Annotated in this window: 13 protein-coding genes and 2 pseudogenes; 8 read left to right on the top strand and 7 right to left on the bottom strand. The window is 72.1% G+C overall.

From position 1 onward, the window contains the following. Positions 1-4: 4 nt before the first annotated feature. Positions 5-979, bottom strand: a complete 975-nt coding sequence (locus tag O3W51_RS18240) for a DUF6777 domain-containing protein (protein ID WP_269286814.1) — start codon at positions 977-979, stop codon at positions 5-7. A 137-nt stretch (positions 980-1,116) separates the two neighbouring features. Between O3W51_RS18240 and O3W51_RS18235 the strand changes: the two genes are divergently transcribed. Continuing rightward, entirely contained in the window at positions 1,117-2,400 is a 1,284-nt protein-coding gene (locus O3W51_RS18235) for a streptophobe family protein (protein WP_269286811.1), read from the top strand. Between the two features lie 46 nt (positions 2,401-2,446). Here O3W51_RS18235 and O3W51_RS18230 read toward each other — a convergent pair whose 3' ends face one another. The 3 genes from O3W51_RS18230 to O3W51_RS18220 form a co-directional block, all read right to left on the bottom strand. Continuing rightward, positions 2,447-3,472 carry a serine/threonine-protein kinase gene (locus tag O3W51_RS18230; protein ID WP_138351061.1) on the bottom strand — a complete coding sequence of 342 codons (1,026 nt, stop codon included), beginning with the start codon at positions 3,470-3,472 and terminating at the stop codon, positions 2,447-2,449. Continuing rightward, a complete protein-coding gene (locus O3W51_RS18225; RefSeq protein WP_381586430.1) occupies positions 3,469-4,146 on the bottom strand; it encodes a hypothetical protein in 678 nt (225 codons plus the stop codon). Before O3W51_RS18225 ends, O3W51_RS18230 begins: the two co-directional genes overlap by 4 nt. Positions 4,147-4,221: 75 nt before the next feature. Further along, entirely contained in the window at positions 4,222-6,573 is a 2,352-nt protein-coding gene (locus O3W51_RS18220) for an ABC transporter ATP-binding protein/permease (protein ID WP_269286809.1), read from the bottom strand. A 201-nt stretch (positions 6,574-6,774) separates the two neighbouring features. Between O3W51_RS18220 and O3W51_RS18215 the strand changes: the two are divergent. From O3W51_RS18215 to O3W51_RS18205, 3 genes and pseudogenes are all read left to right on the top strand, one after another. Next, positions 6,775-9,419, top strand: a pseudogene (locus tag O3W51_RS18215) (BTAD domain-containing putative transcriptional regulator). A 90-nt stretch (positions 9,420-9,509) separates the two neighbouring features. After that, entirely contained in the window at positions 9,510-10,211 is a 702-nt protein-coding gene (locus O3W51_RS18210) for a DUF4232 domain-containing protein (protein WP_198357018.1), read from the top strand. Between the two features lie 94 nt (positions 10,212-10,305). Beyond that, positions 10,306-11,067 (top strand): SDR family NAD(P)-dependent oxidoreductase, encoded by a 762-nt coding sequence (locus O3W51_RS18205; RefSeq protein WP_138351093.1) that lies wholly within the window; start codon positions 10,306-10,308, stop codon positions 11,065-11,067. Positions 11,068-11,085: 18 nt separating this feature from the next. On the opposite strand, the gene O3W51_RS18200 is transcribed toward O3W51_RS18205, so the two are convergent. From O3W51_RS18200 to O3W51_RS18190, 3 genes are all read right to left on the bottom strand, one after another. After that, positions 11,086-11,607, bottom strand: a complete 522-nt coding sequence (locus tag O3W51_RS18200) for an ATP-binding protein (RefSeq protein WP_138351057.1) — start codon at positions 11,605-11,607, stop codon at positions 11,086-11,088. Then, positions 11,604-13,616, bottom strand: a complete 2,013-nt coding sequence (locus O3W51_RS18195) for a SpoIIE family protein phosphatase (protein WP_269286804.1) — start codon at positions 13,614-13,616, stop codon at positions 11,604-11,606. The genes O3W51_RS18200 and O3W51_RS18195 overlap by 4 nt, the downstream gene beginning before the upstream one ends. A gap of 280 nt (positions 13,617-13,896) precedes the next feature. After that, positions 13,897-15,249, bottom strand: coding sequence for a glycoside hydrolase family 18 protein (locus O3W51_RS18190; RefSeq protein WP_138351055.1), 1,353 nt, complete (start codon positions 15,247-15,249; stop codon positions 13,897-13,899). A 170-nt stretch (positions 15,250-15,419) separates the two neighbouring features. Here O3W51_RS18190 and O3W51_RS18185 point away from each other — a divergent pair, with 170 nt between their 5' ends. The 4 genes and pseudogenes from O3W51_RS18185 to O3W51_RS18170 form a co-directional block, all read left to right on the top strand. After that, positions 15,420-16,460, top strand: coding sequence for a DUF4190 domain-containing protein (locus O3W51_RS18185; protein WP_269286801.1), 1,041 nt, complete (start codon positions 15,420-15,422; stop codon positions 16,458-16,460). A gap of 77 nt (positions 16,461-16,537) precedes the next feature. After that, positions 16,538-17,290, top strand: coding sequence for a GntR family transcriptional regulator (locus O3W51_RS18180; RefSeq protein ID WP_138351053.1), 753 nt, complete (start codon positions 16,538-16,540; stop codon positions 17,288-17,290). 133 nt (positions 17,291-17,423) lie between these two features. Continuing rightward, positions 17,424-19,172: a purine-cytosine permease family protein gene (locus O3W51_RS18175; protein WP_232484657.1), complete on the top strand. Its 1,749-nt coding sequence runs from the start codon at positions 17,424-17,426 to the stop codon at positions 19,170-19,172. A gap of 83 nt (positions 19,173-19,255) precedes the next feature. Beyond that, positions 19,256-19,687: pseudogene (locus O3W51_RS18170) on the top strand (RpiB/LacA/LacB family sugar-phosphate isomerase); the annotation flags it as partial. Between the last annotated feature and the right edge of the window lie 14 nt (positions 19,688-19,701).

The following is a 19,701-nucleotide window of genomic DNA, read 5'->3' as shown; positions in this document are numbered from 1 at the left end:
TGGTTCAAGCGCCCGTGTCGCCCCTCGGGCGCTTGAACCACTGGTCCGTCTGCGCGTCGTAGAGGACGAACGCGTCCACGTCCTTCTTCGCGTCCGCCACGGTCACCACCTTGGCCGGGTCGTAGGACGGCCATGCCTGCCCGGTCGTCTTCGCGTTCTGCGCGGGTGCCGGCGACTGGAGCGGGTTGCCGCAGGCGCAGCGCACGCGCGGCTCCCCGCGGTCACCGACCAGGACGGCGGTGCCGGTCTGCAGCACGGACTGGAAGGCGGTGGCCTTGCCGTCCTTGAAGCCGTGATTGGTGACGCTGGTGTCCATGCGCAGCTGTACGGGCGTCAGGGAGCGCAGATAGGCGGGGATTTCGGACGGCTCGATGCCTTCGACGCCGGCGAAGGCCTTGGCTTTCGCCGCGTCGCCCGTCAGGAAGTCGATCTGCCGTTCGACGTCACAGCTCGACACCTTGAGCGTGCCGCCGTACAGGCCGGGCGCCGAGCCGTCCGCGGTGCTGGTGCCGTCCGTCCCGCTGGACAGCAGGCTGGGCATCGGGCTGGCGGAGGCGGGCTCCGAGGAGTCCTTCGCCGTTGACTGGGTGAAGGGGGCGGTGCCCGCGGCGGCTGCCGGCTGGAGCAACAGCTCGGGGCCCGTGCTGTCGGAACCGCTCGTGTCGGCGGACTTCTTGTCCGGACGGGTGAGGAAGACGACCAGAGCCACGGCCGCGACCAGGACGACCGCGATCAGGGCGACCCGGGGCGCGGACCGCCACCAGGGCCGGTGGTCTCCCGGGCCCCCGCTCCCGTCCCCGCCGCCTCCGCCGCCCCGGCCGCCGCTCCCGTCCTCGGGGCCGCCCGGCGAGCCGCCCTGCCCCGACGGGGCGGGCTGCTGCCGGGGCATGGCCTGCGTCGGGTCCGACGGGCGCGGCGCGGCGAGCGGGCCCGACGGTGGGCCGGTCGGGTGGCTTTCGGGGGGCGGTGCAGATGTCACGAGTCCCTCTTCCGGCGCGCGGATCGTCCGGCGCAGTGAGAAATTTGCCCAGTAATCATCAGTTTTGGTCCATTGTGTGATCCGGTGCACTGTCGCCCGCAAGTTCTGCATCGCCTCCGTTCCCGGCAGGAGACAGCGTGAGTCAGCCGCGAAGCCCCGTTCCCAGCGCCCTCCGGGCCTGGGGAGAGGCCCTCGCCACAGCCGTGGCGGGGACCGCCGTCATGCTCGTCGTGGCCGCCCTCGGCCTGTGGGCGGCGGGCGCGGGCGACCTTCCCGGCGGCGCGTTCCCCCCGGTGGTCGCGGCCGTGGTCGTCATGGCGGTCGGCGGCTCGGTCGAACTGTCAGGTGACGCCGGGTTCCTCGCCCGGACGGACGCCGCCATCGACGTCATTCCGCTGTCGGTGACGCTGGCCGGCTCCCTCGTGACCGCCGTCGTCTTCCTGCTGCCGCTGCGCGCGAGGGCGGTGACCGACGTCGGAGAGCTGCTCGGCCGGGTCGCCCGAACGGCCGTGCTCTGGCTGCTGCTGCTGCTCCTGCTGCTCGCCCTCGCGGCCCGCCACACCTTCAGCATCCCGGTGGGCAACGGCATCGAGCAGGACCTCGGCGAGGCGCTCGGCGCGACGCCACAGGTCGGATTCCGCGCGGACGTCCCCCCGACCCTCGGATTCGGCCTCCTCTGGGTGCTGGCCGTGCTCGCGCTCGCCTTCCTCGTCTCCCGGAAGGCACCGCTGCCCTCCCGGCTGCTGCACTTCCAGAACTCCGTCCGGCCGCCGGCCTTCGCGATGCTGCTGGTGCTGCTCGGCTATGTGGTGATCGGCCTGATCGCCGGGCTGGTCACCCTGATCACGCGGGGCCATCCGGCTGAGACCGTCGCCGTCCTGCTCCTCGGCCTGCCGAACCTGGTCTGGATCGCACTCGGCCTCGGCATGGGCGGAACGTGGGAGGGGCACGTGGACCAGGCCATCGGGCTGCCCATGCCGCACATGCTCGACCAGGTGCTCCGCAGCAAGGGCGTGGACCGGAACCTCGACATGAGCTCGCTCACCCAATACGACGGCCGGGCCTGGCTGCTGGTGGCCGTGGCCGCCGTGGCGCTGCTCGGTGCCGGGTTCGTCGCGGCGGTACGTTCCCCGGTCCGGACGCCGGCGTGGCGGCACGCCGTCGACATGGCCGTGGCCTCGGCCGTCGCCCTGCTCCTCGTCGGACTGACCACCCGGATCTCCGCGCGCTACGGGCTGTCCCTGATCGGCATCGGAGACCTCGGCGGCGGTCTGGGCGGAGAGGTCTCCCTGGAACCGCACCTCTTCCTGCTGGTCGTCCTGGCGGCGCTCTGGGGGCTGGTCACCGGGTTCCTCGGCAGCCTGCTGGCCCGGCACGTACGCCATCGTCCGGGCGACGTGAAGGACGCGACGGCGGACTGAGACGGGCAGGGGGCGGTCGTGGCCGCGAGGTGACGGGCGGTGAACGTCAGCCGGGGCGGGCCGGGAACACCGGCGCGGCCCAGCCCGGTGGTGGCGGCGGAGCCGCGGTCCGCTGCCGCCGGCCGTCCGCCTCCGCGCCGCCACCCGAGTTCACCCGGGTGGCGGCATGCTCGGCCGGCGGACTCCCCGCCGTCCCCGGCCGGCCGCTCCGGCCGGCGGTCCGCAGCGCCGTGACGAACCCCCGGCAGGTCTCGTAACGGTTCTCGGGGGCCTTGGCCAGGGCCTTGCCCAGCACCGCGTCGACGGCCTGCGGCAGGCCCGGCCGCAGCTCGGACAGGCCCGGCGGCGAGTCGTACTGGTGCGCCCAGAGCAGGGCCATGTCGTCGTCGCGGCGGAACGGCGGCGCCCCGGTCAGCATCTCGAAGACCACACAGCCCAGGCTGTAGACGTCGCACCGGCCGTCCACCGGCCGGCCCGAGATCTGCTCGGGCGCCACGTAGTCCAGCGTGCCCACGAACTGCCCGACGCTGGTGAAGCCGGTCAGCGACAGCGACTTCTTCGTCAGGCCGAAGTCCGTCAGATAGGCGTGCTCGGGACGGTCGCTGTCGGTGCCTTCGGCCAACAGGATGTTGCCGGGCTTGACGTCCCGGTGCACGAGGTCGTGCGCGTGCGCGGCGTCCAGCGCCGAGGCCACTTGCAGGGCCACCCGGCAGGTGGCCTCGAGGGACAGCGTCCCTTCGCGGTCGAGCAGCGCCCGCAGGTCCCTGCCCTCGACGTACCGCATGGCGATGTAGAGCACGCCGTCCGTCTCACCGGCCTCGAAGATCGGCACGATGTGCGGATGGTCGATGGCCGCCGCCACCCGTGACTCATGGGCGAAGCGCTTGCGGAAGTTGTCGTTGCGGGCGAGTTCCGGCGCCAGCACCTTCACGGCCACGGTCCGGCCGAGCCGCAGGTCCCGCGCCCGGTAGACGACCGCCATACCGCCCCGGCCGATCTCGTCCTCCAGCTGGTACTCCGCGATCCGGTGCCCGCGCAGTCCGGAGTCGGGTGAGGGGTCCCGGCTGGTCACCGGGGCTCACCGAACCGCGTCGGCGGATGGTCGGCCGACGGGACGACACGGGTCTTCCCGGCGGCCGGGGGCCCATCGGCGAACCTCGTCTTCTCGGCGACCCGGGTCTCGTCGGCGCCGGCGGCCGCCTCTTCAGGAGGTACGGCCCCGCCGCCTCTGTCCGCGTTCCCGTCGCCACCCCCGGCCGACGGCCGTTGCGAGGCGGCGAACGTCCGCAGCGACACCCCGTCGCAGTAGCACCACCGCTCGTGGCGCTGGTCGTAGAGCCAGACCGCTTCGCCGTCCACGACCACACCGACCCGCATGCCGCGCGTGCGCTCCCGGAACTCCTCGCCGTCCAGCTGCCCGGCGCCCAGTTCCTCGACCAGCCGCCGGTAGCGGCCCACCTCGGCCTCGACGGTGGCCAGCAGCGGCCGGGGGTCGGCGGTCCGGGCGGACGGCTGCCCGGCGGCGGGCGGTCCGTGCGGGACCGACAGCAGCAGCCGGCCGTCCACCCACGCCGACCACCCGTTGGAGCACAGCGCCAGCGCCCAGTCCCCCCGGCGGTCGACGACCTGGACGGGCAGCAGCGGGTCCAGCGGGCCGCTCGGCTGCGTCGCGTCCGGTGCCGACCAGGTCATCAGGCCTTCCGGCGGGACGACATGGGTGGGAAGGAAGTCGGGAGCGACAGTCACGGGCAGCTCCTCGGGGCACGGGTACGGGTACGGGTACGGGTGGGGATGGCAGACGAAAGCGCGGGGCGTTCGGCGCTACTTCCGCATGATCGCGGGTTCGTGCCGCCGCAGTAGCCTGGCGACCAGGAACCCCAGCACCGCCGAGAGGACGACCAGCATGCCCATGTTCAGCAGCCAGACCCCGGGCGAGTGCCGGAACAGCGGGTCCGAGGTGAGTTCCTGCGGCACGATCCGGTGCAGGCCCACCGTGCCCGCCATGGCGCCCAGCGCCCAGCGGGACGGCACCAGCCAGGACAGCTGCTCCAGCCCCGGCACGCCGTTCAGCTTCAGCAGCGCACCGCAGAACACGACCTGCACGATCGCGAGGAGGACCAGCAGCGGCATGGTGACCTCCTCCTTCCGCACGAGCGCGGACACGAACAGGCCCAGCATCATCGCGGTGAAGGCCAGCAACGCCACGGCGAGGGTGATTTCGAGGAGTGGTGGCAGGAACACCCCTTTCCCTCCAGGGGCGTTCAGATCCACGCCGAACAGCCCCACCATGGTGAGCACCACGGCCTGCACCACCGTGATCGTCCCGAGCACCACCACCTTCGACATCAGATACGCGGACCGGGACAGCCCGACGGCCCGTTCCCGCTGGTAGATCACCCGCTCCTTGACGAGCTCGCGTACGGCGTTCGCGGCGCCGGTCAGCACGGCTCCGACGCACAGGATCAGCAGCCCGTTCAACGCCGTCTCCTGGGTGAGCTTGCTGCCGGCCAGGGCGTGCGCCATCGCGCCCATCACGAACGGCAGGGCCACCATGATGATCAGGAACGTCCGGTCGGCCGTCAGCGCGGCCGCGTACCGCCGGACCAGCGTGCGCAGTTGCGCGCCCCAGCTCTGCGGCTTCGGCGGGGCGACCGGGACCCGCGCGGGCCCGGGGACGTGCTGCGGCTGCCGGGACTCCGTCGAGATGTACTGCCGGTGCAGCGGCGAGGCGCGGTACAGGCCCGACCAGTCGCGCTCCCCGTCGTTCTCGAACGCCTCGAAGGCCTCCGGCCACTGTTCGAACCCGAAGTACGCCAACGCGTCCTCCGGCGGCCCGTAGTACGCGATCTTCCCGCCCGGCGCGAGCACCAGCAGCCGGTCGCAGACGTCCAGGCTCAGCACGCTGTGCGTGACGACGATGACCGTGCGGCCGTCGTCCGCCAGGCCGCGCAGCATGTGCATCACCGAGCGGTCCATGCCCGGGTCGAGACCGGACGTCGGCTCGTCGAGGAAGAGCAGGGACGGCTTCGTCAGCAGCTCCAGCGCCACGCTCACCCGCTTGCGCTGGCCGCCGGAGAGGCTGTGGATGGGCTGGCCGACCCGCTGGCCGAGTCCCAGCTCCTGGATCACCTCGTCGACCCGCGCCTGCCGCTCCGCCTTGACGGTGTCCTCGGGGAAGCGCAGTTCCGCCGCGTAGCCGAGGGCCCGCCGCACGGTCAGCTGCGAGTGCAGGATGTCGTCCTGCGGTACGAGGCCGATGCGCTGGCGCAGCTCGGCGTAGTCCCGGTACAGGTCCCGGCCGTCGTAGAGGACGGTGCCCTCGTCCGCGGGGCGCTGCCCGGTCAGCGCGTTGAGCAGCGTCGACTTGCCCGCGCCGCTCGGGCCGACCACCGCCAGCAGGCACTTCTCGCCGACCGGGAAGGAGATCCCGTCCAGCAGCGTCCGGTGGCCCTTGTCGATCCGTACCGCCAGGTCCTGCACGTCGAGCGACACCTCGCCGGTGTCGACGAACTCCTGGAGTTCGTCGCCGACGAGGCAGAAGGCGGAGTGACCGATGCCGACGATGTCGCCGGGGATCACCGGGGCGCGGGCCACCGGCTGGCCGTTGAGGTAGGTGCCGTTGTGGCTGCCCAGGTCGACGATCTCGTAGCCGTCAGGACCCGCCCGCAGCTCGGCGTGCCGGCGCGAGACCACCAGCTCGTCGATCACCAGGTCGCTGTCGGGAGCGCGGCCGATCCGCACCGTGCGGGCCGTCGAGGGCAGCGGCCGCACGGTACTCGGCCGGCGGAACGTCCGGGTGGCGGCGGGATGCGAGACGGACGACGGCCGCCGGACCTCCGCCGGGTGCACCACCGCCGGTCTGCTGAGGACCGCCAGCGGTCCGTCGTCCGCGTCACCGAACCGGATCACGCTGCCGGGGCCGACCGAGGACAGCCGCACCCGCTGTCCGTCGGCGTACGTGCCGTTGGTGCTGTGGTCGTCCTCCAGCATCCAGTGGCCGACGGCGGGCCGGAGGACCGCGTGGTGCCAGGAGACCCGGTCGTCGCTCAGCACGACGTCGCTCTGCGGATCGCGCCCGATACGGTAGGACCTGCTCGGTTCCATCACCTGAGAGTCGCCGTCAGCTTCGACGACGAGCTCGGGTGCGATGGGAGTGACCGGTCGGTCTTCCATGGTCAAATTTTACGGCGGGGAGCCGGGCCCCGCCCGTCGGCAGGTGCCCGTCGGCAGACGGCCGTCACCGGGCCGCGCCGGTGATCACCGAGGGATCACCAGCCGATCACCTTCGGATCACCGGCCATGGGGTGGCATCGGAGGCCGGCTACCGCTGCGTATCCTCGGTTGCCGGGGCGAAGCGGATCGTGGAGGTATGAGGTGGAATTCCGGCTGCTCGGATCCGTCGCCGTGGTCACGGAGAACGGGGACGTGGCGCTGGGGCCCGCCAAACGCTCCAGCCTGCTGGCCATGATGCTGTTGCGGCCCAATACCCCGGTGAACGTCAGCCAGCTGATCGGCGCCCTCTGGGAGGACGAGCCGCCCGCCCACGCCAAGACCGTCCTGCAGGGCCATGTCTCACGGCTGCGGGCGGTGCTCGCCGAGCACGGAGCGTCGGCGTACGGGGTCGAGCTCGCCACGCAGGGGACGGCGTACACCCTGCACCTGCCGGAATCCCTGGTGGACGCCCATCGCTTCGAAGAGCTCGTCGCGCTCGCCGGGGTGCAGCGGCGGCCCGCCGACGCCGTGCGGATGCTGCGGGAGGCGCTCTCCTTCTGGCAGGGACCCGCGCTCACCGGGACCGTGCAGAGCCGGCCGCTGGAGGCGGCGGCCGGCGGGCTGGAGGAGCGGCGGCTGGCCTCGGTGGAGGCGCTCGCCGACGCGTACGGGCAGCTCGGCGAGCACGGCCGGGCCGCCGCCGTGCTCCGCACCGAAGCCGTCGCGCACCCGCTGCGGGAGACCCTGGCGGCCGCGCTGATGCTGGCGCTGGGCCGCTCGGGGCGCCAGTCGGACCGATCGGCTGGTACCACCGCACCCGGCGGCTGCTCGCCGAGGAGCTCGGCGTTGACCCCGGCGAGGCGCTCGGCGAGGCGTACGCGACGCTCCTGCGTTCCGCGGAACCCATGCCGGCCCAGCGCCCCGCCCTCCACACCGCGGTCGCGGTCCCCGAGCAGCTGCCACGGCCGCCGCGCGGATTCACCGGACGGGGCGCCGAACTGGCGTCGCTCGCCCGGGCCGTCGATGCCGGGGACGCGCCCGTCTGCCTGGTCACCGGGCCCGCCGGCGTCGGCAAGACCGCCTTCGCCGTGCACTGGGCGTACGACCGGCGCGCCGACTTCCCGGACGGACGGCTCTTCGCCGACCTGCGCGGCTTCAGCGACACCCCGGCGCCCGAAGCCGGCGCCGTACTGCGGGAGTTCCTCCTGGCACTCGGTACCCCGGCGCAGCGGATACCGGAGACCGCCGACGCGATGGGCGCAATGTTCCGCTCCCTCACCGCGGACAGCCGGCTCCTCGTCGTCCTCGACAACGCGCGCTCCTCCGAGCAGGTCCGGCCGCTGCTCCCCGGCGGTGACCGCTGCACGACGCTGGTCACCAGCCGAGACCGGCTCGGCGGCCTCATCGCCTCCGACGCGGCCCGGCCGGTACCTCTCGGACACCTTCCGCCGGCCGACTCGGTGGCGCTGCTCCGCAGCGTGCTGGGCGCGGATCGGGTCGCCGCCGAGCCCGGCGCCGCCGCGCGGCTGGCCGGACTCTGCGACGGGCTGCCGCTCGCCCTGCGGGTGACGGCGGCACGGCTGGCCGAGCGGCCGCAGTGGACGCTCGACGCGATGGTCGGCGAACTGGCCGACGAACAGGGCTGTCTGGCCCTGCTGAACATCGAGGACACCGGGGTCTCGGCCGCACTGCGGCTGACGCTGCAGCAACTGCCCGAGCCGGCCGCCCGGATGTTCCGCGCGCTCGGCCTGCACACCGGGTCCGACCTGGACCGTTTCGCGGCGGGCGCGCTCGCCGGGATGTCCCCCGCACAGGCCTCCGCCGACCTGGACCGGCTCGCCGCGGCCCATCTGCTCACCGAGACCGTCCCCGGCCGCTGGACGCCGCACGACCTGGTCCGCCTCTACGCCCGCCATCTCGCCCCGCAGGCGGACCCTCAGGGCCTGCACCGCCTCATCGACCACTACCTCTACACAGGGCTCGCGGCGGACGCCGCCGCCGAACCCGGTTCCCAGCCCTGCTACTCGCTGCCCCCGGACTTCCGACGGCCCCCGGCGACCAGGGAGTTCGAGGACCGTGCGGCGGCGCTGGCCTGGTACGAGGCGGAGCGTCCGGCATTGGAGGGCGCGGTCGCCGCGGCCGTCGCGATGGGCCTGCACGACCGGGCCTGGCGGCTCGCCGTCGTGCAGTGGCCGCTGATGCTGTGGCGGATCAGGGACGGCTGGGTGCCGCTCCTCCGGACCGGGCTCGACTCGGCGGAGCACGTGGGCGACCTGGACGCGCAGTCGCGGGTGCGGGCACTGCTCGGCTGGGTGCTGCACGAGGAGGGCCGGGACGCCGAGGCGCTCGTCCAGCTGGAGCAGGCGCCCGAACTGGCCGCACGGGCGGGCGACGCGATCAGCGAGGCGGTGGCCTACGTCAACCTCGGGGCCGTCCTGGACTCCACCGGTGACCACGTCCGGGCGGGGCAGCTGATGACCCACGCGGTCACGCTCGCCGCACGGACCGGCCATCCCCCCACCCAGGTGCTGACTCTCCAGCATCTGGCGAGGCACTGCCTCACCACGGAGGCGTACGAGGAGGCGCTCGCGCACACGCTGTCCGCGGCGGAACTGGTCTCCCCCGACGCGGTGGTCGGCCGGGCGATGCTGCAGATCGTCCGGGGCGAGGCGCTGGCCGCCCTCGGCCGTCCCGACGAGGCCGCTGACCAGCTGAAAGGGGCTGCGGCAGCAGCCGAAGCGGCCGGGTTCACGGAGGGCTCGGCACGGGCCGCGGAACTGCTCTCACGGCTGTCAGCCGATCGTTAGCGGTACGTAAGCGGGACGGCAGCGCGCCACCGGAAGGTTGTATTCAGCACCGAATGCGTGCGCCGACCATCCATTACGGGGAGATCCACCGTGCGTATCCACCGCAAGAACACCATCGCCGCCGCCGTTGTCGTCGCCGCACTCTCGCTGGGCCTGACCGCCTGCGGCGGCAGCGACACCGACGCGAAGGCCGCGGGGACCCCGAACGCTTCGCAGACCCCCTCGGACACCGCGTCGAAGCCGGCGGCCGGCACGGCGGGCACCGGGGCGACGGCGGACCCCGCCGCGTCCAAGAGCAAGACGGGCTCCACTTCCGGCACCGGCGGTAAGAACTCGACCGGCTCGACGGACACGTCCAAGGTCCCCGCCTGCGGCTACAAGGACGTGAAGATCACGATGGCGAAGGCGGACGAGACGCCCACCGAGCACATCGTCCTGACCGCCCTCAACACCTCCGGCCGCTCCTGCCGCCTCCTCCAGTACCCGCTGATCGCCTTCGGCGACATCCAGACCGCCAAGGACATCCCGGCCGTCGCGAAGAGCAAGCCCGCGACCCCGATCGTCCTGAAGTCCGGCGAGCCGGCCTACGCGAACGTCCGCGTCGGCCTGGGCGGCGTGCACGAGAACAACAAGGTCGTCACCACCTTCAACGTCAACCTCTTCGCCGCCAACGGCCCCGCCGAAGGCAGCCGCGTCGTCACCGCCCCCTCGGGCGGCCTCTCCGTCGACGAGTCCGCCGCGAAGACCGGCTACTGGACGTACGAGCTCCGCAACGGCGCCGACGAGTTCTGAGCGCCGCGTGCGAGCGCTACGGACCATCAGGTCGACCGGATTCGACGTCTGATTCCCGCCGGACCCCGCGGCGGCAACGGCGCAAGCTCAAGGCATGTCATCTCGCTTTGATTCCAAGGTAATTGTCGTCACCGGGGGAAACTCCGGAATGGGAAGGGCCGTCGCGGAACGCGTCGCGTCCGAAGGGGCCGCTGTGGTGATTGCCGCGCGGCGGAAGGATGTCGGGGAGGAAGTCGCCGCGGGGATTCGCGCCGCCGGTGGGCGGGCGGTGTTCGTGGGGGCCGATGTCACCGTTGAGGAGGAGGCCGCCCGCGTGGTGGAGGTCGCGGTGGCGGAATTCGGGCGGCTGGACGGGGCTTTCAACAATGTCGGCGGGGTGAATGCGTTCGGGCCGGTGCAGTCGATCGACGCCGACGGCTGGCAGGCGGATATCGCGCACAATCTGTCGACCGTGTTCTACGGCCTCAAGTACCAGATTCCGGCGATTGTCGCGGCCGGTGGTGGCGCGATCGTCAACAACGCGTCCAATCTCGGCGTCGTGGGAATGGCCGGGGTCTCGCCGTACGTGGCGGCGAAGCACGGGGTCGTCGGGCTGACGCGGGCGGCGGCGCTGGAGACCGCCGAGCAGGGGGTGCGGGTCAACGCGCTGGTGACCGGGGGAGTGGACACTCCGCTGTTCCGGGCCACGATGGGCGCGACACCGGAGGCGGTGGCGGCGATCGCCGCGATGCACCCGATGGGGCGGATCGCGCTCCCTGAGGAGATCGCCGCGTTCACCGCGTTCCTGCTGAGCGACGAGGCGGCGTTCATCACCGGCGCCGCACTGGCGGTCGACGGCGGCTTCACGGCCCGCTGAGGGCCGCCCCCGGGGGCATCACGGCCGCAGGGTCAGTTCGAACCAGACGGTGCGACCGGCCGGACCGCCCGTGATGCCCCAGTCGGCGGCGAGGACCTCGACGAGGCCGAGGCCGCGGCCGCCCTCCCCGTTGCCGTGCAGCACCCGCGGGACCTCGCGGCTGCCCTGGTCGTGGACGGCGATGCGCACGGTGCCCGCGGGGAAGCCCAGTTCGACGGTGAAGCCGCCGAGCGGATCCCCCGACCTGGTGTGCAGGATCGCGTTGCTCGCCAGTTCGCTCACCAGGAGCACGGCGTCGTCGATGACGTGGCGGTAGCCCGGGTCCGCGAGGAACTGGGTGACGTAGCGGCGGGCGGTGGAGACATGGGCCGGGGTTCCGGGGAAGGTCCGGAAGGCCGTCCCCGGCGGGCTCGGAGCCGGGGCAGGGACCTGCGCGGGGATCGCGGCCGGGACCGGGCCGGAAGGGGCCGTAGGGGCCGCTAAGACGGGGACGGCGGCAGGGAGCGCGTTCCGCCCGAATGCGCCTGGCTGCTGCTTCATGAGCGGTCCTCTTCCTGTGGGACCACCCGCAGCGCGAGCAGCGTCAGATCGTCCTGCGGGGAGCCGCCGGCGAATTCCATGACCTGTTGCTCCACCGCGCTCACCACCGCCTCCGCGGACAGGCCGCGGGTCCCGGCCAGGGCCGTGAGCAGCCGGTCGTCGTCGAAGAACGACCGGTTACGGTCGCGGGCCTCGGTGACGCCGTCCGAATACATCAGCAGGACGTCCCCGCCCCTCAGGACGAGTTCCTCGACCTCGGCCTCCGGGGATGGGCACAGCCCGAGCGGCCGGCCGCCGCCCCGGGCGAACCCGACCGTGCCGTCGGCCCGCAGTACCGCGGCGGGCAGATGCCCGGCGCTGGCCAGCCGCACCCGGGCCAGACCCCGCTCCACCCGGACCTGGGCGACGACGGCGGTCACGAACCGGTCGGTCGGATGCTGCACGGCCATCGCGTGGTTGACCTTCTCCAGCACCACGTCCGGGCGCTCCTCCCAGACGCTCAGGGTGCGGATGCCGTGCCGCACCGCGGCCGTGACGGACGCGGCCTCGACGCCCTTGCCGCAGACATCGCCGACGACCAGGCCCCAGCCGCCGAGGGTGGCGAACGCGTCGTAGAAATCGCCGCCCACCTGCGGGCCGTCGCCCGGCGGCCGGTACAGGCCGGCCACCTCGGTGAACGGGATCTCCGGCAGCTCGGACGGGAGCAGGCTGAACTGGAGCACCTGCGCGGCGTTCTCCTGGCGGCGGTGGTCCCGTTCGGCGAGCAGCGCCATCGCGAGGTGCTGGCCCAGCTCCTCCAGCAGACCGAGATCGGGGAGGGTGAAGCCGTGGGACCCGCCGCGGCGCAGCAGGACCAGCGCGCCCAGCGTCTCGGGACCGCTGCCCAGCGGTACGCCCAGGACCGGGCCCAGGGGGCGCGGAGTGACGCTGTCGACGGGGGGCGCCGGTTCGAGCAGGGCGGCGCCGGAGGCGATGACGGCACGGGCCACGCGCTGCGCCGTGGCCGTCGCCGCCTCGCGGCCGGCCCGGGTCCCGGGCCGCGGACCGGGGGCCGGGCGGGCGTAGGGCGGCGCGTCCGCGGGCATCGCGGCGACCTGGTGCGGGGTCCCGGCGCGTACGAGGAAGAAGATGACCCGGGCGGAGAACTCGTTCGCCAGCAGGGTCGCGGCCCGTTCGAGCAGACCGGGCCCCGGCCGCAGCGGTTCGCCGACCAGCAGCCGCGTCATCCTGCAGACGACGTCCAGCCGCCGTACGCCCATGGCGACTTCGTCCCGCTGGGTCGCCGTGTCCGGGCTCCGGTCGCGGATGCTCGTGCGGTTCGAGGTGGCGATCGCACGATGGACGGTGCCGGCGGCGACGTGGTCCGTGCGCGCGGCATCGTCGCGGGGAAGGCGGGGGTCGTGGGCGTCCGGGGATTCGGCGGAGTCCGGGGACAGGACGACGGCGGAGATCAGCTGCCGGGCGCCCGGCGGGGTCCGCAACTGGGCCAGTTGGATCCGCACCGCGCTCGTTCCGTCGGTGCTGGTGAGCAGCAGGGGCAGCGGTCCGGGCCGGGCGCCGCGCTGCGCGGCACCGAGCGCCGACCGGAAGACCCGGCGGTACCCCGCCTGGACCCGCGCCGCCAGCGGCTGCCCGGTCAGCTGCTCGCCGGTGCTGCCGAGCAGCCGGGCCGCCTCGTCGTTGGCGCGGTGGATGGCGCCTTCGGGGCTGAGCAGGAACACCGGGACGGGGAGTTCGCGGAAGGTGGTGTTGAGCATCTGCCACTCGCGGTCGGCGCCCTCGACGCGCTGGGCGATCCGTTCGCCGTGCGCGTGCAGCTCCTCCATGCAGGTCCGCAACTCGTCCTCGGCGACTTCCAGTTCGACGAGTGCCAGGTCGAGTGCGCCGAGGATGTCCGCGGGGCGGCCGTCGCGGCGCCCGCGCAGATCGGAGATCCGCTCGCTGAGCGCGCTCAGTTCCTGATGGAACTCGGCCAGGTCCCAGGATCCTGGACCGTGGGCAGCCGGCATCACTCCGCTGTTCCGGGGCTGGACAGAAGCGCCCCCGGGCCCGGTGCGCGCTGGGTGAGCTGTCATTAACTCAACGTAACGCAACCCGTATCGGACTCGGGCAGAATCGCTGAGCGGCTTGACGTGTTGAGGTGGAACCGGTATTGCGGAACGCCGCCCGGTCCGCCGCCGGTGAGGGCGGTGGACCGGGCGGCGCTACCGGTCGGATCAGCGGTTCAGTTGCTCAGTTGCTCAGTTGCTCAGCGGTTCAGCGGTTCAGCGGTTCAGCAGTCCCCGCGGTTCAGCGGTGGCCGAGGCCGCGGTCGATGGCGGCGATCAGTTCACCGTCGGCGGTGTCGCCGTCCAGGGACCAGACCATGGCGCCGCCCAGTCCGTGGTCGCGGATCCAGGACGTCTTCGCCTTGAGGACCTGGGGGTCGTCGTAGGTCCAGAAGTTGGTGCCGTCGTAGAGCCACGCGAAGCCGTTACGGGTGTCGCGGTACACGTGGTAAGTGCCCGAGGCCGCAAGGGCCTTGAGGGCGTGGTAGTCCTCGTTGCCGGGCTGCCAGGTGGCGGGGGCCGGGCCGGTGGACGGTTGGTAGAGGCCGTGCGTGCCGCCGTCGGGGACGCCGGTCCAGCCCTGGCCGTAGAAGGGCACGCCGAGGACGAGCTGCCGGGCGGGCGCGCCGCGCTTCAGCCAGTCGCCGACGGCCTGCGCGTCACTGAACTCGTTCGGAACAGGGGAGTTCCGGGGAGTGGTGAGCGCCGACTGCTGGTTGGTGGTGGCCTCGTAGGGCCCGTGGAAGTCGTAGCCCTGGACGGTGCCGAAGTCCAGGTAGTTGAAGATCTTGCGGGCCTCGAAGCCGGCGTCGATCTTGGCCGGGGCGGCCGGGAGGAACGCCGACAGGTCGTAGTGCCGGTGCGTCCGGCGGCCGTACGCGTCGAGCTGGCGGCGGAACTCGGCGGTGAGCGCCGTGAAGTTCTTCTTGTCCTCGGGGCGGTAGACGGTGCCGGTGTTGCCGGCCGAACCCGGCCACTCCCAGTCGATGTCGATGCCGTCGAACAGGCCCGCGGCGGACCCGGGGCCGCCCTTGCCGTCGAGCAGTGGCAGGTTGCCCTTGATGAAGACGTCGATGCAGGACGCGACGAAGGCGCTCCGCGAGGCGGGCGTGAGCGCCGCGTCGGAGAAGTTCGTGGACCAGCCCCAGCCGCCGATCGAGATCATCGTCCTGAGGCGCGGGTTGGCCTTCTTGAGCTCGCGCAGTTGGTTGAAGTTGCCCGCCAGCGGCTGCTCCGCGGTGTCGGCGGTGCCGTCCACGGAACTCGCGGCGTCGAGCGGGCGCTGGTAGTCGGCCCAGGCGTCGCCCTGGCCGGGCACGTTCGCCTCGAAGCACTTGCCGTCGGTGCCGATGTTGGCGAAGGCGTAGTTGAGGTGGGTCAGCTTGGCGGCGGTACCGCTGGTCTGCAGATTCTTGACCTGGTAGTTGCGGCCGTAGATGCCCCACTGGGTGAAGTAGCCGACCCGCTTGTACTCCGGGCCTTGGTGATGCCCGGGCTGGTGCGCGCTGGCGGCGGTGGTGAGCGCGGGCAGCCCCACCACCAGGGACAAGGAGCAGGCGGCGACGGCCAGCCTGCCGAGAAATCTTCGACGCATGGGGCTCTTTCCTGTGCGTGAGCCGGGAATGTAGCCGTGCTGTGCGGGGAGCGCTGTGCGGGAGTGCTGTGCCGGGACATGCGGAGATGTGCAGAACAGGAAAGTATTGGCCTAGACCAATACGGTCAAGGGGGTACGGCAAGGTTCCGGGGAGTCCGTAGGATCCCCGGGTGGACATACCGCCGCCCCATCCGCCGTCAGAAGACCAGCCCCAGCCGCAGCCCGAGGACCAGCCCCGGCCGCCGCAGGACGATGAGCCGCAGCCGGAAGACGCACCGCCGCCGGCGAACGACGGGCCGAGCCTGGTGAAGTCGGCCGAGCCGACCGCGTCCGAGCCGACCGCGTCCGAGCCGACCACGCCTGAGTGGGCCGCGCCCACCGGGCCCGCGCCGGACCCGACCGCCTCGAGCCTGCCGTCGTACCCGCAGCCCCCGGCCGGGCCGCAGCCGCCGTACGGTCAGGCGCCGCACGGCCAGCCGCCGTTCCCGCCGCCGGGTCCGTACGGGCAGCCTCCGTACGGTCAGCCGCCCTACGCCCAGGGCCCGTACCCGCCGCCCCCGTACCAGCAGTACTGGTACCCGCCGCCGCCCCCGCAGTCGATGAACGGCATGGCCATCGCGTCCTTCGTGCTGGCCGTGAGCTGCATCCCCGTGTTCGGGGTGGTGTTCGGGATCGTCGCGCTCGCCCAGATCCGCAAGCGGGGGCAGCAGGGCAAGGCGCTGGCCATCTCGGGCATCGCGGTCTCCGGCGTGGCGACGCTCTTCCTCGCGGTGGTGATCACCCTCGGGGTGGTCGGCGCCCTGAACAGCGGCACGCGCACGGACGACCTGCGGACGGGCCAGTGCTTCAACCTGCACGGTGATTCGCTCAGCGAATCCAGCGGCGAGTCCAAGGGTGTCGACGTGGTGCCGTGCGCCGAGGAGCACGACGCGGAGACCTTCGGCGTCACCTCCCTCTCGGACGCGTCCTCGGACTACCCCGGCGACGACGCGGTGCAGACGATGGCCGACACCAAGTGCAATGTGCTCGCGGAGGACTACCTCGACGGCTCCGGCCGGTCGGTCGACTCGCTCAGCATCTACTACTCGCTGCCGCGCGAGAGCGGTTGGTCCAACGGCGACCGCAGGGTGACCTGCTTCTTCGGCGACGGCGGCCGGAAGATGACCGGCTCGGTCAAGGCGTCCTCGGGGGACTCGGGAACCAACGCGTAAACCTTTGGGCATGGCTTGCGGTCAACCACCCAGGGTTGTCAAGCTGTCGCAGATAGTCAACCTGAGGGAGGGGCACCGTGCCTTTCGGTGAGCAGCCCGCATATCTTCGTGTGGCCGACGACCTGCGCCAGAAGATCCTCGACGGGACGCTCGCGCCGCACACCCGGCTGCCCTCCCAGGCGCGCATCCGTACCGAGTACGGGGTGTCCGACACCGTCGCGCTGGAGGCCCGCAAGGTGCTGATGGCCGAGGGGTTCGTCGAGGGACGCTCCGGCTCGGGGACCTATGTGCGCGAGCGTGCGGAACCGCGCCGCATCATCCGCTCGGGCTACCGCCCGGCGAGCCCGCCCAGCCCGTTCCGCCAGGAGCAGGGCGACGAGGGCGTGAAGGGCACCTGGGAGTCGAGCAGCAACCAGGACCTGGCGACGCAGCCGGTGGCCGAGCGGCTGCGGATCGAGCCGGGGGACCGCGTCATGCGTACGCGTTACCTCTACCGGACCGACGGCGAGCCGATGATGCTCGCGACCTCATGGGAGCCGCTGGCCGTCACCGGCCGCACCCCGGTGATGCTGCCGGAGGAGGGGCCGCTCGGTGGGCAGGGCGTCGTCGAGCGGATGGCGGGCATCGAGTTCGTGGTCGACAACATGGTCGAGGAGGTCGGCGCGCGGCCCGGTCTCGCGGACGAGACGGCGGCGCTCGGCGGAGTGCCCGGCCACATCGTGATGGAGGTCAGGCGGACGTACTACGCGTCCGGCCGTCCGGTGGAGACCGCGGACATCATCGTGCCGGCCGAGCGGTACCGCGTTGCATACCACCTGCCGGTGAAGTGACCGGTGAAGTGATCGATAGCCGGACATCGGGGTCCGGGCCTGTCATGCGGACGTAACGCGAGGCCGACGGCCTTAACCGGCGGGCAATCGAGCTCCGCCACCACTTGTCATGTCCGGAACCTACTTTGCGGCGATGACGGACACCGCGACACCCACGGACAAGGCGGTACCCGAGGCGCCGGCAGTGCCCGGCACCCCCGAGCCGCCCGGCGCACCTGGCGCACTCGGCGCGCCCAAGAGGAACTACGCCAAGCTCGCGGCCGACGAGAGCCGTGAGGACTACTCGCTGCGCTACGCGCCGCACTCCTTCCGCCGCTGGTCGCCGACGATGGTGGCGTCCACCGCCCTCGGCGGGATCGCCTATCTCGCGGACTTCGCGATCGGCGCGTCGATCGTCTTCACCTACGGCTTCACCAGCGGACTCGCCTCGATCCTGTGCGCCGCGGCGATCATCTTCCTCACCGGCATCCCCATCGCCCGCGCCTGCGCCACCTACGGCCTGGACATGGACCTCGTCACGCGCGGTGCGGGCTTCGGCTACTTCGGCTCCACCCTCACCTCGCTGATCTACGCGAGCTTCACGTTCATCTTCTTCGCGCTCGAAGGCTCGATCATGGCGCAGGCGCTGCACTCGGCCCTGCACATCCCGGTGGCGGTCGGCTATCTGATCACCACGCTCATCGTCATCCCGTTCGTCTTCCGGGGGATGGGCGCGCTCGCCAGGCTCCAGGCGTGGACACAGCCGGTCTGGCTGATCGGCCTGGTGCTGCCGTTCCTCGTCCTGGCCTTCCAGTCGCCCGACTCCTGGGGCGCGTTCGGGTCCTTCGGCGGCACCGAGGGGGCGGGCTCCGGCTTCCACTGGCTCGGCTTCGGACTCGGTACGGGCGTGGCGCTCTCGCTCATCGCGCAGATCGGCGAACAGGCCGACTACCTGCGGTTCATGCCCGCCAAGACCGAGCAGAACAAGCGCCGTTGGAACCTCGCGGTGCTCGCCGCCGGGCCCGGCTGGGTGATCATCGGCGCGGCCAAGCAGCTGGGCGGCGCGTTCCTCGCCTTCTGCGCGCTCGCGGCCGTCGGCAAGACGCACGCGCTGGAGCCGATCGCGCCGCAGATCGAGGCGCTCAAGCCCTGGCTGGGGTCGGTGGCGCTGCCCGCGGCCGCGGTCTTCGTCGTGGTCTCACAGATCAAGATCAACACGACCAATGCCTACAGCGGGTCGCTGTCCTGGTCGAACTTCTTCTCCCGGATCACCCACAAGCACCCGGGCCGTGTCTGGTACATCTTCCTGAACCTCGGCATCGCGCTGACGCTGATGGAGATGAACATGTTCTCCATGCTCGGCAAGTTGCTGGGCTTCTACTCCAACGTCGGCATCGCGTGGATCGCGGCGGTCACCGCCGACCTCGTCATCAACAAGCCGCTCGGGCTGAGCCCGAAGTACATCGAGTTCAAGCGCGCCTATCTGCACGCGGTGAACCCGGCCGGCTTCGGCGCGATGGCCATCGCCTCCACGGTCTCGATCCTCGCTTTCTTCGGTCTCTTCGGCGAGTACGCGGAGGCGTTCAGCACCTTCATCGCCCTCGGGCTCGCCATGACCCTCAGCCCCCTGCTGGCCTGGGCGACCAAAGGCCGCTACTACCTGGCCCGGCCGAATCCGGTCAATGGTCCGGGGGTTGAAGTAGCGGATGTGACGGCCACCCACACCTGCACGGTGTGCGCGACCGCGTACGAACTGCCGGACGTCGCCGACTGTCCCGTCCAGTCGGGGCCGATCTGCTCGCTGTGCTGCAGTCTCGACGCCGGGTGCGGTGATGTCTGCAAGGACGCCGACGGCGGCGGCGGACCGGTGCTGATGCCGCTGCCCACCGTTCGAACCAGCTGATCCAGTCGTACAGTTGGCCGAATCGGTACCTCTTCCTGGCAACTCGTCCCCGAGCCGTGAAGCTCGGGCGTAGTGTCGGGCATATGCGGATTGCCGTTTCCTCGGACATGGATGAACCGGTGGCGCGGCTGGTCGTCGACGAGCTGCGCCCCCGCGGCCACACCGTGCTCGCCTTCGGGGCGCTGCGGGCCGGAGATCGTAAGGACTGGGCGTGGTGCGCCGAGGCGGCCGCGCGGGAAGTGGCGGCCGGGCGTACCGAGCAGGCCGTGGTCTGCTGCTGGACGGGTACGGGTGTGTCCATCGCCGCCAACAAGGTGGCGGGCGTGCGCGCCGCCCTGTGCGGTGACGCCTACACGGCGCGTGGCGCGCGCAAATGGAACGACGCGAACGTGCTGGCCCTCAGCCTGCGGCTGACCAGCGGGGCGCTGCTCTCCGAGATCCTGGACGGGTGGTTCGACGCGGTCCCGAGCGGCCACGCGGACGTCCAGGCCAACATCGAGCACGTCGATTCCATCGGGGTTCCCGACGG

It is taken from the genome of Streptomyces sp. H39-C1 (genome assembly GCF_027158125.1).
Lineage (GTDB): Bacteria > Actinomycetota > Actinomycetes > Streptomycetales > Streptomycetaceae > Actinacidiphila > Actinacidiphila fildesensis.
The sequence above is the reverse complement of the archived record's forward strand: the minus strand, read 5'-3'. Positions and strand labels throughout refer to the sequence as shown.

Excerpts from the sequence above, each read along its gene's own strand:
- O3W51_RS18220 (WP_269286809.1), bottom strand. The coding sequence starts at position 6,573 with ATGGAAGACCGACCGGTCACTCCCATCGCACCCGAGCTCGTCGTCGAA.
- O3W51_RS18205 (WP_138351093.1), top strand. The coding sequence starts at position 10,306 with ATGTCATCTCGCTTTGATTCCAAGGTAATTGTCGTCACCGGGGGAAAC.
- O3W51_RS18200 (WP_138351057.1), bottom strand. The coding sequence starts at position 11,607 with ATGAAGCAGCAGCCAGGCGCATTCGGGCGGAACGCGCTCCCTGCCGCC.
- O3W51_RS18195 (WP_269286804.1), bottom strand. The coding sequence starts at position 13,616 with ATGCCGGCTGCCCACGGTCCAGGATCCTGGGACCTGGCCGAGTTCCAT.
- O3W51_RS18190 (WP_138351055.1), bottom strand. The coding sequence starts at position 15,249 with ATGCGTCGAAGATTTCTCGGCAGGCTGGCCGTCGCCGCCTGCTCCTTG.
- O3W51_RS18175 (WP_232484657.1), top strand. The coding sequence starts at position 17,424 with ATGACGGACACCGCGACACCCACGGACAAGGCGGTACCCGAGGCGCCG.